Genomic DNA, 13445 nt, shown 5'->3' on the forward strand with positions numbered 1-13445 from the left:
CAGAAGTGAAACATCATTGCGCCAATGGTAGTGTGGATTCGTCCATGTGAGAGTAGGTCATCGTCAGCTCTCTATTCAAAGTAAAACCCCCCAACGTTAATTCGTTGGGGGGTTTTCTTTGTTTGCTATATACTACTTCTTTCAGAAATTATTTTTCGTTCAAGAGTTATCCATATCTTAAAGTCTCCTTTACCAACCTATGGGTATACCAATCTATGAATGAAGTATTTGGCGCAACACCTGCATCAGTCCGTATTCGATAGCGTGATGGAGTTGTATGATCCTTTCCTGAACTCAGAAGTAAAATATCGTAGCGCCAATGGTGATGTGGCTCTGGCTATGTGAGAGTAGGTCATCGTCAGTTATCTATTATAGATGGAGCCCCCAACGAATAAACGTTGGGGACTTTTTTTGTTACTAATAACATCTTCAACAATTCTCATTTAATATATTATCAACAAGTGTAGGATTATATATGGTATAACTTCTCCTATAGGATTAATAAACTTTACAATTAATTCCAAATTCATAAAATAATCCTAAACATGTATAGGAAAACTTATGACGCCAATATTTGATCAATATGCAGAGCTATCAGGTTGGTTCGATGGAGAAGATGTTTTTGATTTAAACTTACATTGAGTTGCTTTCTTAAGCGACGGTAATTTCTTTGCGTCGAATTCATTGCAGTGGTTAGGTCCATTTAATAGAGGTTCGCTACTTGATCGCAATGGTAAGCCTGTTTTATGGCTTGATGGGACTACTCCAAGTGGTGCTTTAAAACCATTTACTCCTTTGAGGCCGTTAAAGCCGTTACAACCACTTCGTCCACTGAAACCTTTAAATCTACTTCAACCTCTAAAACCATTAAATCCTTTAGGTGGATGGTCAAAATTAAATTGGAATCAGTGGCTGAATGCTTAGAAAAACTACGTTAATAGATACTTTTTTAATCAGTTATAAATAGTTTCTTTAATAGTTATTTTTTACATTATGATGGTACATATAGAGTGAGAGGGAAAATTGAACGGAATTTATTATAGAAATACGCAAACTAATATACCTAGATGGATAGATAATTTGCATGAAAGAAATGCTCTAGGTTATGCCTACGAAACAGACTCACATTTAGTTCATATTTACGGTAAAAATTATGATTTCAATGTTATTTCTGTCGGTTTGACCGCAATTGAAGGTAAAAGCGGTAGTTTGCGTGATTGGGTAATTAGAGTATTTGGGGCTCAAGATGTAAAACCATTACAATTACCCATTGGTAGTTCTATAGAAAACGTTTGGAGGCCATCCTTATATTATATACAGGACATCCATGACGCTTTGAAAATCAATGCTTTTGAACAACGTTCAGCCGAGCAAGCATTGAGGGTATTGATAGAAAAATTAGATGATTTGTTACTGTACATTGAACCAGATCAAAATGGATTAAAATCTTACGGACATAAATCCAGAGAGCTACTTATTTTGGCATGTACAGAGGTAGAAAACTCATGGGTATCGATTTTCAAAAACTCAGGAATATCACCTCAAAATAATCGAATGTTTACCACAAACGATTATGTAAAATTATTGTCTAAAGCTCGCTTGAATGAATTTCAAATTACTTTCAAAAATTATGATGATCTACGGAATTTTATACCATTTTCTCAATGGGATGTATCTCAACCTACAAAATCCTTAAAATGGTATGACTCTTACAATAAGACGAAACACGATCGCAATTCTTCATTTAACGAAGCAACATTAGAAAATGTTTTAGATGCAGTTTCAGCTAATATAGCTATGTTTTGCGCAAGGTTTAGTCCATTTAGCCTGCTTAATAATAACAATACATTATCTTCTTTAATTAATCAGCATTTTAAAATTAGTCTTATCGCAAGTGATCCATCAACATATTACATACCAAAAATAGAACTTCCTGCTGATACAAGAACAGATTTATTAATCTATGATTGCTATGAGCAAAAACACAATCTTGCTTGGAATATTGTTCCGCTTGTATTGTAAAACTATCTAAAAAGCATCATATTATTTTGAATTTAAACCGTAATATGTATAACTTTAAAACAACTCACCAGTCTCAACCACTTCTTCAAAATCAAATCCTAACTGCTCGTCTTTACGATCTCTCATTTGCTCTATACGCAGCTTACGTCCTGCGATAAGCCTTAGCACATCGCGCTGTTGTTCTGTCGTCATATCATGCCATCGTTGGCGCTCAGGACGACTACGCAGGCAACCGAAGCAATAGCCTTTTTTATTGCTTTGGCAAAGACCAATACATGGATTGGCAATCTCAAACAGCTCAAACTGTTGGTTCATGGCGACTCCATTGCTATTATCGTCATTCCTTTGACTTGCATAAAACTATTATGACAATATTATTATGTCGCAAATACTGACTAATGGTGTGCCGTTTTATTGTTATTATTTTTGTTTGGCGGGTGCTATGCTTAGCGTCACTAGCCTATATAAGATAATCATAACAAAATTAATAAGTGAGATGATACGTGAACTTGATTTATATCCATGGACTGGACAGTGATGCGAACTCTACCAAGGGAATGCTATTAGAAAAATACTGCCAGCATCATCATCCTGATATCAATGTACTGCGTCCCGATTTGAATAAATCGCCACAAGACGTGTTTGATAAACTGATAAGTCTAGTTGAGGAATGGGGCAGCGACTCAAAAGTTGTATTCGTTGGTAGCTCATTGGGTGGCTATTTTCCTACCTTGGTGAGCAATCATACAGGCTGTGCGGCTTTACTATTAAATCCTAGTACTCAGCCACATGTGACATTACAGCGCTTTGCTCATGACTTACTGCTAAATAACGATAGTAATGAAGGTCAAGGCGAAGATGAATTGCCAAAGAATCAAATTCTCTATACGACCACTGGCGGTTGGGATATTACTTCTGCGGATTTGCAATGGTTTGCAGATCATCAGTTATCAGAAATTCATTATCCTAAAAAAATTGCTGTATTTATCAAAGAAGGCGATGAGTTATTAAATCCTGAATTGTCTAAAGCCTTTTATCAACAGCAAGGGAGTACGGTTATTTTACAAGCGGGTGGCGATCATCGGTTTAGTGACTTTGGTGAGCAGTTGCCGATGGTGATAAATATGCTACAAGATTTAGTACGAGCCTAAATTAGTTGACCACTACAAACAGGCGACATTATATGACGTGAGCGATGGACTATTAACCTTAACGTCGCTATTTTTGGTTATAATGGTTGAATAGAATTAATCAGACATGAATCGTTAAGGATGCATTTGTGAGTCAATATAATGCGCAATCGTTAGAAGTTTTAGAAGGGCTTGAGCCAGTACGTCGTCGTCCAGGTATGTATACCGATACCACGCGCCCCAATCATTTGGCGCAAGAGGTTATCGACAACTCAGTTGATGAAGCGTTGGCGGGTTATGCTAAAACCATCAAGGTGCAACTGCATAGTGATGGCTCGTTGTCTGTCGAAGATGATGGGCGTGGTATGCCGACTGATATTCATCCTGAATTTAATCAATCGGGTATTGAGCTGATTTTAACTCGTTTGCATGCCGGTGGGAAGTTTTCGACTTCTAATTATGAAGTGTCAGGCGGTCTGCATGGTGTGGGTATCTCTGTCGTCAATGCGTTATCAACACGTGTTGAGGTGACGGTATGGCGTGATAGTACACAGTTTGATATGGCGTTTGAAAATGGCGCACCAGTTACGCCGTTGACTGAAGCAATCAGCTCAAACAAACGCAAACGTGGTACCAGAGTACATTTTTGGGCAGATGGTCGCTTTTTTGATACGCCTAAATTTAATGTAAAACAGCTCAAGCACAATCTAAAAGCCAAAGCAGTATTGGCCGCTGGATTGACGATTGAATTTGTCGATGATATTAATAATGAAAAGGTGGTTTGGCAGTTTACTGACGGAGTGGTCGAATATCTAAGCGAACAGTTGGATGGTTTAGAAACCTTACCTGAAGCACCGTTTTATTATAATTACGATGCAAAAGCGGGCGAACGTGCTGCTATTACCTTTGCCTTGTCTTGGTTGCCTGATGGTGGCACGCCGATTCAAGAAAGTTATGTGAACCTTATCCCTACGGCTCAGGGCGGTACGCACGTCAATGGTCTGCGCACTGGTATATTAGAGGCATTGCGTGAGTTTTGCGATATTCATAATTTGCTGCCGCGTAGTGTCAAGCTAACGGCAGAAGATGTCTGGGATGGGGTGAACTATATTCTGTCGCTTAAATTTTCTGAACCGCAGTTCTCTGGGCAAACCAAGGAGCGTCTGTCTAGTCGTGAAGCTGCTGGGGCAGTACAGACGTTGGCAAAAGATGCCTTTAGTCTGTGGTTAAATCAGCATGCCGATATGGGTACTCAAATCGCAGAGCTGGCGATTAATAAAGCTGGACGTCGTCTCAAGTCTGCCAAAAAAGTCGCCCGTAAGAAAATCACGCAAGGTCCTGCATTGCCGGGTAAGTTGGCAGACTGTCGTGGTGATTTGCGTGATGGTGCTGAGCTGTTTTTAGTAGAAGGGGATTCTGCGGGTGGTAGCGCCAAGCAAGCACGTGACCGTCATTATCAGGCGATTTTACCGCTGCGTGGTAAGATTTTAAATACGTGGGAAGTGTCTTCTGATACGGTGTTATCGAGCCAAGAGATTCATGATATCGCTATTGCTATCGGTGTCGATCCGGCATCTGACGATTTGTCTGAGCTGCGGTATGACAAGGTATGTATCTTAGCGGATGCGGATTCTGATGGTCTGCATATCGCCACGCTCATCTGCGCTTTATTTGTGAAGCATTTCCCTGCGCTAGTGGATGCGGGTCATTTATTTGTCGCCATGCCGCCGTTATATCGAGTAGACGTGGGCAAAGAGGTGCATTATGCGTTAGATGAGCCTGAGCTTCAGCATATTTTGGCCAATGTGCCGGGCAATAAAAAAGCGCAGATTACCCGTTTTAAAGGCTTGGGTGAAATGAGTGCAGAGCAGTTACGTGAGACGACCATGAACCGTGATACTCGGCGTTTAGTTCAGCTAGATATGGATGACATGGTGTTGACTAATAGCGTGATGGATATGCTGTTGGCTAAAAAACGTGCTGCTGATCGCAAGGTTTGGCTTGAGAATAAAGGCAATTTGGCTGACATATCCTAATGGGCTCGATGGATATGTCCATCAATAGCTATATATTTATATAAGTTTATAAACCGGTAAGCTGGCAAGCAATAAAAGCCTATAAAATTCAATTTAGTTGTATAAGCTTAATGTTATTATGTAGGTATCTTTTATTATGTGGTGCCGTCATGACATCAAAGTTATTTAATCGCTCAAAAGCTGCTGCTTCTCAGTCTGTAAACTCTAAAATATTGCCCAAGCTTAGTAGAAAGCAGCTGGGTATTTTAGTTCCGAAACGCGGTAATAAAATTGCGCCAGTGATTGCCTCAGCTATGCTAAAAGCTGCGGGTTGGCGTACGGTTGGAGAGATTCCAAATATTTCACAAGCTGTAGTTTTAGCGCTGCCGCATACTTCGAATATCGACGGGGTTTATGCGATACCCAGTTTATTTGCCCTAGATTTGAAAATCAGTATTATGGGTAAGCATACGTTATTTAAAGTGCCCGTATTTGCTCAGCTATTAAGCTGGATAGGGGTGATTCCCATTGATCGTAGTGATAAAGGCTCAGTGCTGCAAGCAAGTATTGATAAGTTCAAAACAGGTAAGCCACTATTTTTGGGTTTAGCACCAGAAGGCACTCGTCAATATACTGAAACTTGGAAATCAGGTTTCTATTATTTAGCAGTGGGCGCTGGTGTACCTATTTTGCCGGTAGCGATGGATTACAAAACCAAAGAAATACGCTTTATGTCGTTAGTTTATCCTAGTGGTGATATCGAAGCGGATTTACCAAAAATTTATGCTCAGTATAAAGGGGTGATACCAAGACATCCCGAGCGCTTATCTCAACCATTACAAGATATCAATCATTCAGCTGAATAAAGTTTTTAAATGAGTTATGAGTATCTGTATTATATTAAGACCCCCTGACTGATTAATGTCAGGGGGTCTTTTGTTTGCGGTGATGAGTTTTAAGAATGGCTAAAAAACTAAGCATTGAGTTAGCTGTTGAACGTACTCACCCCACCATCGACAGGTAAATTCATACCAGTAATGATGGCAGCGTCATCACTGGCTAAAAACATCACAGCGGCGGTTACATCAAACGGTGTCGCTGTCTTCCCTAGTGGAGAGTGGGTAATAAATGGATTTGGACTGATATCCGTTGCCACCAATCCAGCAGATACGGCATTAATACGTACATTATTTGGTATATTCTCTAATGCCAGCTTCTTTGTAACATCAGTCAAATTCTTTTGTCTAGCTTTATAGGTCTCTATATTCCAGTCTGCTGATATCTCCGTTAGCGTTGACACATTAACGATATTGCCTTGTGTTTTTATCAGTTCTGGAATAACTGACTGATGAATGCCAACCGCAGTATCTATATTGACCATCACATCAATATGTTTATATTTATCGCGTACATGCTCTATTAATCTTGCCGTTTGGGTCAGATCATTAATATCACTGGTTACGGTAAGGTGGTTACCTGTATTGATCCATGTATGATCCTGTGGCAGCTCCTCGTAGATGTATTCTAAAATATCGTTATTAATACCAACGATTATACAGTTCGCCCCTTCTTGTGCAAATCTAAGCGCCGTTGCACGACCAATATCAGAATCTGCACCTGTTATAATGACAGTTTTTTCTTTAAAGCGCTTCATAACGTTCAATCCTTTTTATTATATGATGGTCATTAAATAATTTTAATAAATGACTCTAAAAAATGTAATCAAAGGCAGCCCATAAGCGATAAGTTTGACTGCAAATCATGCTACTTTGCTATTATCATAACAACTCATTGCCCTGAAAGCGACTGCATTTAATAAGGCTTATTTTGTTAAGTTTTTCGTTGGTAGCCTGTCGTTATAGCAAAAACATTTGCGAATATTCAACATGCTCTAGTGTTATGCTCATCAATAGCAACTTACCATACAACGCGTCCATTCGATAATAAAAGGTTAACACTGTGTCTGACTCATCTATTACCCTATCTGATAATGATTGTCTTGTTAATGAGTTGACCTGCTATTTGCAGAAAGAGGCTGTAGATATTGCTTTGACCAATATGCAGCATCTTGAGCATAAATATGACGCGTATTACCGTGCTCAGCAGTATCACTATCAATTGCCACTGGGTAACCTATCATTACTTGAGCTCATATTGTATTTGCCTGCTAAAAGTAGTCTGGTCGATATTGAAGCTGCGCGTGTGGCGGTAGTAAAGGCCGCGCTCATATGGCACAAGACATATCTCACTCAGTATAAAAATAACGCCAACATGAGCCATAATGTTTTAGTTTTTGATATTCAGCTCACCGATAAAGCTGAAGAAATCAATAAAATTAAGATAAATAACCAGCAACGACAACTTCTAAAACGGCTCACTCATGGTTTTGGTGTCCGCTATTTTATGGAAGATTTGGTTGTGGATATGAGCGACAGTATGCAGCAGCTACAAGTTTTTAGCTGGCATGACTGGCAGGCGATATTAGTAAGCCTACAAGCACCATGCGAGTTATGGCGATTTTTGCATTATCGTTTAGGGCAATTACAGTCTTCAGCCAGTAATCATGTCATTAGCTTTGAATCAGAAGCAGATCTAGTCACTCAGTTTTTACATAGCCCGACTTTATTTACGGATGCTATCGCAGTAGATAATGCACTCATCAAGTACGAGGTGCAAGATGAGCCCAATCCTGCATTAGTCGCTATGACACTTGCCTACAAAAACAAAAGCACGACTGCGCAGATGTATCATCAGCATATGGTGCAAGCGGCAGCTCTGTGGTCGCAGCTAAGCACCCAAATGATAGAGATGCTCGATGAAGAAGTACTAGACAATGCTGATAAAGAGACACTAGGAATAAAACGCTGTTATTGGCAACAGCAGCTATTGGACGAGTCTTTATTTTCGCGCCATGAGCTGGTTCGAACTCTATATAGGCATCCTAAACAAGCACATGGTCTGCAAAAAGAAGGTTATGTCGTCCATCAGCACTCTTATGAGAGCTTGGGACGGCATTATGTATTGATCTTCTATGGGCAAGATGTTGAGAGCCAGCACAGTAAACAGGCTATTCAGCCAAACTTAGCAAAGATTGCACAGGATGTTGCGAGCCGCCTGCCAATAACCGAGCTGCATCATGTAATTGTGTTGGGCATTGATTTTATTGACGAGTCTAATGACACCTTTATTGATATCGATTTATGGATTCAACCGGTTGATCCGATGACCCAGCGTGAGCGGCAGCTGACCAAGCAACTACAGCGCTTAAACCAACAGCATAAAAAGCAAACGAAAAATAACTTATGAGCAAGTAACAATGAGTCAGTGCGAATGCAATTAAATTTGAATATACCTGCACGGAAGACCAAGTCCTGAGTATGATTTTGTAGCGATGTTTTCATAGAAACTAAATTTACGCCATAAAAAAAGACAGCCTAGGCTGTCTTTTTTTCAAATTAAATCGTTAACGATGACTTATTTTAAGTCGTTATTATCAATATCAGTAAAGCCTTTATTACTTGGCGCTAGATTTGAACCAGTGTCGATATCGTCATCACTTGTTTCAACATGAGTGATATCTACATGACCCGTACTAAGATTGTTGGTATCGACAGTGCTAGTAGGGAAGTCACTAGTCATTGTACCTGAAGCAGCAGGAGTGTTCTCTCGAACTGAGTCAGCAACTTTTTCTTGTGTACTTGAGCTAGTATGAAGAGCAGATTTCGCTTTAGCTTCTTCACGTTCTTTGTCCATTTTATCCTGCATTTTACGTAGGAAACGGGCAGCGGCTTCTTGACCACCAAGACCAAATGAAAGGGCAAAGGCTACTGCTACGGCACCTAGTGTTAGACCAAAGGCTAGGTTAACGATAGAATCAGCAATACCCATCGCTTTTAGACCCATGGCAAGTACTAAACCCATGATTAGTACACGGACGATGTTTGCTAAGAATTGTGAGCCTTGCTCAGAACGCTCAACGACACCTGCAATGATATTGGCAAGCCAGAAGCCAATAAATAGGATAATTGCGCCCAAGATAATGTTGGCACCAAACGCAATAAACATGGCGATAATGGCTGAGATAGGCTCAAAACCTAGTAAGTCAGCGGCGGCAATTGAGGCAAATAACATTGCAAAGAAGATAATCGCATAACCAACAAGGTCAGAGACTCTCTTGTCGCCCATCGTTTCTTGTAAACCAACTTTCGCAGGCAATTGGTTAATCTCAGTGTTTTCGATCAAACCTTTGATGATATTGGCAACCATGCGTACCACATAGAAGGTCACGACTAAAATTGCAACTGCCATAAAGATGTTTGGCAATGCTTCCATGATTTTGTTCAGCATGTTTGTCGCAGGACGAGCAATCACTTCAATTTTTAATGCATTTAATGCAGCAATAATAGTTGGAATGATCACTACTAAAAATGCCAATGAACCAGCGATATTAGGTAAGCTATTTTTTTCGCTTAAACCTGCTTTTGTAGCCAATTCTTGAACATTAAAAGTAGAAACAAGATTAGTCACAATGCCGCGTACCACTTTGGCAATGATATAACCGACGACAAAGACAACACCTGCAATGAGGATGTTAGGAATAAAGCTAAAGATTTTATCAACCATGTTAGTCAATGGAGCAAATAAACCATCAAGCTCTAATTTCCCCAATACCATCGTTAAAACAACCAACAAGATGAACCAATAAACCATATCGGCAATCGTGCTACTCATCGGTTTTACACCTGCTTGAGCACTTAAACGCTCATCCATTGACGTTTTCGCCAATGCCGCGTTGATAGCTGTGCGTGCAACAGTAGCCAAGACCCAACCAATAATACCCACAGCGATAGCGCCGATAAGATTAGGGATAAATGCTAGGACTTGATTGACCATATTTGCAAACGGTGTCGAGATTGAGTTCAAATTCAATTGATTCAGCGCCCCAGAAATCGCGATGATAAAGATGAACCAAAATACAATCTTAGAGATAATACCTTCTAAATCGTAGGTCTTACCCGTTGAAGAGTTCATGCGTTGGTTCAGATTGACTCTAGATAATACATTACGAACCAGTGCTGCGATACCCAGTGCCACTAGCCAACCAATAATAAATATTAAAATAGCACCAATAATAGAGCCGATAGGCCCACCAAGATAACCGTTAAAAGATGTGTACATTGGATTCATCTTATCCTCCTTTAATCATCATACGAAAGCCACTCAACAATATCATCAGTACAGCTAGTGTTGAGCGAAACCAATACATAGATGGTTATAATTAATAGTATTTTTAAAATAAGTTATGCGGTGATATTATAATTTTTGATTAGGTAACCTTATCAAAAAACCTTATCAAAAAACGTTGGTTTCCCTCGTGTTGATTACCTTACTGCCAATGTTAATCATCCATGATAAAGACGTACACTCGGTTACTTATCACCTTAACTAATTTAGCTTAGCTGATGTATTAGTGGATTTAAAGATAGAAAGCTTAACGTGTTACTGTATTTGTGTGATAACTTGTTATTATGATGAGAAATATTAACATAGACTGTACATTCGCCCGATAATTTGACGGCAAACATGGTTCCTAAAACTAAGATTTGTTATTATAGGAACATGTGACATCTCGCCACTATCCTTACAATTTGAGAGTACTTTATGAAAAAAATCACTACTTTAAGCATTGGTGCACTTGCTAGTGCTATGTTGTTGGTAACAGGCTGTAGCACAAATAACGGTAACCAAGAGACCGCTGCTAAAAGCGTTTCAATCACCGAGCAAAGCTCAGCAAATGAAAAAGTAGGTTATAGCTTAGGCTTCATGATGGCTGAAGGTAACAAAGAAGCGGTCGGTGACCTGAATCTTGATACCTTTGAAAAAGGCTTCCGTGATGGTTATGAAGGCAATGAATCAGCATTGACCCAAGAACAAATGCAGGAAGTATTAACGACTTATCAAAAAGAGCAAGAAGAAAAGTTCGTTAAAGACATGGAAACAAAAGCTGGAGAAAACAAAACCAAAGGCGCTGCATTCTTAGCAGAAAACGCTAAAAAAGAAGGCGTCAAAGAAACGGCTTCTGGCTTACAGTACAAAGTTATCACCGCAGGTACGGGTAAATCACCAAAAGCGACTGACGTGGTTGAAGTAAACTACGAAGGTAAGTTAATCGATGGTACGGTATTTGATAGCTCTTATGAGCGCGGTGAGCCAATTGAGTTCCCGTTGAACCAAGTCATCGCTGGCTGGACAGAAGGTCTACAGCTGATGAAAGAGGGCGGCAAATATGAGTTTTATATCCCATCAGATATTGCTTATGGCGAAGCGGGTAACGCAGGTATCGAGCCTAACAGCACGCTTATCTTTACGGTTGAGCTGTTAAAAGTAAAATAATACTTAGTACGCACCCTAGTTAACAGTGTTAAAAAATAAAATCATAAAAAAGCCCTCATAATATTATGAGGGCTTTTTTATGACTAGAGATTGAGCATCTAAAGAGTTTTTTGAAAGACTTTAGAATTACGACCATTATGGTATTTTTCTTGACGCGATGCAGGTAACGCGCTGGCCTCGACTTCGGCAAAGCCTTGCTCGACGAACCAATGTGCCGTCCGTGTCGTTAACACAAACAACTTGTGCAGACCATGACTGCGCGCTTGTTGCTCTAAAAATGCCAGTAAGTCTGCACCGCGACTACCGCTACGATAATCGGGATGTACGGCGACACAGGCAACTTCTGCTGATTCTGCATCCAATGGATATAGCGCCGCGCAGCCCAAAATCATACCATCACGCTCGATGACACTATAATTATCAATCTCTTGCTCTAAGCGTTCGCGTGAGCGGCTGACTAATATGCCTTGCTCTTCTAGCGGTGATAATAGCTCAATCAGTCCGACCACATCGTCAATATTGGCACGACGAATCTCTTCGTAAGGGTCATGGCTGATAAGAGTGCCAGAGCCATCACGAGTAAATAACTCTTCTAATAAGGCACCGTCTTTGGCGTACGAGATAATATGGGTGCGATGGACGCCTTGGCGGCAAGCCAAACTGGCGCAATTTAAGAAATAATTGATCTCGCAATTTAAATCACGATCACGTAAGAAGCGATCGACTTCATTAGGAATCATCTCCCTTAGTAAGCGATCATCGTCATTGATGCCTGCTTCTTCGCCCAAGAAGATAAGCTTATCAGCACCCAGTGCCACAGCCGCACTGAGCGCCACGTCTTCAGCCAACAAATTAAAGACTTCACCAGTCGCTGAATAACCCATTGAGCCTAAAATCACAATATGGTCGTGTAGCAGGTTGTTTTTGATGGCTTCAACATCGATAGAGCGCACTTCGCCAGTCATTTGGTAATCGATACCATCACGAATACCGTAAGGACGTGCGGTCACAAAATTGCCTGAAATGGCATCGATGCGTGAACCATACATAGGTGAATTGGCCAGTCCCATCGACAGCTGTGCTTCGAGTTGCAGGCGAATAGCGCCTACCGCTTGTAAAATAGCAGGCATCGCCACGCGCGGTGTAATTCGAATGTCTTGATGCAGTGGGGAGGTAATGTCAGCATCTTTTAAGTTCTTTTCGATTTGCGGTCGCGCTCCATGTACCAATACCAGCTTGATACCTAAGCTATGCAGTAGCGCAAAATCATGAATAAGGGTGCTGAAATTTGGATGATTGACCGCCTCACCACCAAACATAATCACGAACGTTTTGCCGCGATGGGTATTGATGTAGGGGGCAGAGTTACGGAACCAATGGACATATTCAGGGTTAATTTGGGGCATGGCGCTAGTAGTCATAATAAGGGCAATAGTAGTGAGAATAAGAAAAGGGGCGTAGCAAAAAATGCCTATCGCTAAAGAATTACCATAGCAAAAAACGCCGTTATGAGCTATCTTTTATTTCAGTAGTATCAATCAATTTTTATCACTGATCGATGATATACACAACCTCAACACGGGGTTAGTGTACGTACAAACACTTTTTGCTATGCTAAACGCTATTGCTTTACAGGCGATGAACGAAGATAATCAATAAAAATAAAAACTTTATACGCTAAGATTACCAGCTATGACAAGATAGACACCAGCAGCATAGACGTATGCAGCGCTTGCCATTAGCTGTCACTACAATCAGCAGCGATACTAGGTCTGCCAGTACTATAACAGTCGACCATTTATAGTGAGTTATGTTTCTTATAGCATGTTTCTTATAAGTGGGTATGTTCCGTCTAAATTGTGCTGCCTGTAAAAGATTCAATATA

Annotated in this window: 10 protein-coding genes and 1 pseudogene; 7 read left to right on the forward strand and 4 right to left on the reverse strand. The window is 40.4% G+C overall.

Annotation, left to right across the window (positions count from 1 at the left end):
• Window positions 1-654: 654 nt before the first annotated feature.
• Window positions 655-924: pseudogene (locus tag JMX95_RS13845) on the forward strand (4-fold beta flower protein); the annotation flags it as partial.
• A gap of 156 nt (window positions 925-1080) precedes the next feature.
• The gene (locus tag JMX95_RS08630; protein WP_227676013.1) at window positions 1081-2022 is read left to right on the forward strand and encodes a hypothetical protein; all 942 of its coding nucleotides are present in this window, start codon (window positions 1081-1083) and stop codon (window positions 2020-2022) included.
• Window positions 2023-2076: 54 nt separating this feature from the next.
• On the opposite strand, the gene JMX95_RS08635 is transcribed toward JMX95_RS08630, so the two are convergent.
• Window positions 2077-2337 (reverse strand): DUF1289 domain-containing protein, encoded by a 261-nt coding sequence (locus tag JMX95_RS08635; RefSeq protein WP_109592058.1) that lies wholly within the window; start codon window positions 2335-2337, stop codon window positions 2077-2079.
• Window positions 2338-2525: 188 nt separating this feature from the next.
• On the opposite strand from JMX95_RS08635, the gene JMX95_RS08640 reads away from it, so the two are divergent.
• The 3 genes from JMX95_RS08640 to JMX95_RS08650 all read left to right on the forward strand — a co-directional run bounded on the left by JMX95_RS08640 (window position 2526) and on the right by JMX95_RS08650 (window position 6033).
• On the forward strand, window positions 2526-3173 hold the full coding sequence (locus tag JMX95_RS08640; protein WP_109592056.1) for a YqiA/YcfP family alpha/beta fold hydrolase: 648 nt from the start codon (window positions 2526-2528) through the stop codon (window positions 3171-3173).
• Between the two features lie 128 nt (window positions 3174-3301).
• Window positions 3302-5188, forward strand: a complete 1887-nt coding sequence (gene parE, locus JMX95_RS08645) for a DNA topoisomerase IV subunit B (protein WP_201555228.1) — start codon at window positions 3302-3304, stop codon at window positions 5186-5188.
• Between the two features lie 149 nt (window positions 5189-5337).
• Window positions 5338-6033 (forward strand): lysophospholipid acyltransferase family protein, encoded by a 696-nt coding sequence (locus JMX95_RS08650; RefSeq protein ID WP_227676014.1) that lies wholly within the window; start codon window positions 5338-5340, stop codon window positions 6031-6033.
• A 119-nt stretch (window positions 6034-6152) separates the two neighbouring features.
• On the opposite strand, the gene JMX95_RS08655 is transcribed toward JMX95_RS08650, so the two are convergent.
• Window positions 6153-6821 (reverse strand): SDR family NAD(P)-dependent oxidoreductase, encoded by a 669-nt coding sequence (locus JMX95_RS08655; RefSeq protein WP_109592050.1) that lies wholly within the window; start codon window positions 6819-6821, stop codon window positions 6153-6155.
• A gap of 305 nt (window positions 6822-7126) precedes the next feature.
• Between JMX95_RS08655 and JMX95_RS08660 the strand changes: the two genes are divergently transcribed.
• Window positions 7127-8473, forward strand: coding sequence for a hypothetical protein (locus JMX95_RS08660; RefSeq protein WP_201560586.1), 1347 nt, complete (start codon window positions 7127-7129; stop codon window positions 8471-8473).
• Window positions 8474-8641: 168 nt separating this feature from the next.
• On the opposite strand, the gene JMX95_RS08665 is transcribed toward JMX95_RS08660, so the two are convergent.
• Window positions 8642-10354 carry a mechanosensitive ion channel gene (locus JMX95_RS08665; RefSeq protein WP_109592046.1) on the reverse strand — a complete coding sequence of 571 codons (1713 nt, stop codon included), beginning with the start codon at window positions 10352-10354 and terminating at the stop codon, window positions 8642-8644.
• A 474-nt stretch (window positions 10355-10828) separates the two neighbouring features.
• Here JMX95_RS08665 and JMX95_RS08670 point away from each other — a divergent pair, with 474 nt between their 5' ends.
• Entirely contained in the window at window positions 10829-11560 is a 732-nt protein-coding gene (locus JMX95_RS08670) for an FKBP-type peptidyl-prolyl cis-trans isomerase (protein ID WP_109592044.1), read from the forward strand.
• Between the two features lie 98 nt (window positions 11561-11658).
• Here JMX95_RS08670 and argA read toward each other — a convergent pair whose 3' ends face one another.
• Window positions 11659-12981 carry an amino-acid N-acetyltransferase gene (gene argA, locus JMX95_RS08675; protein ID WP_055125407.1) on the reverse strand — a complete coding sequence of 441 codons (1323 nt, stop codon included), beginning with the start codon at window positions 12979-12981 and terminating at the stop codon, window positions 11659-11661.
• Between the last annotated feature and the right edge of the window lie 464 nt (window positions 12982-13445).

Source organism: Psychrobacter sp. NC44, assembly GCF_904846655.1.
Classification (GTDB): domain Bacteria; phylum Pseudomonadota; class Gammaproteobacteria; order Pseudomonadales; family Moraxellaceae; genus Psychrobacter.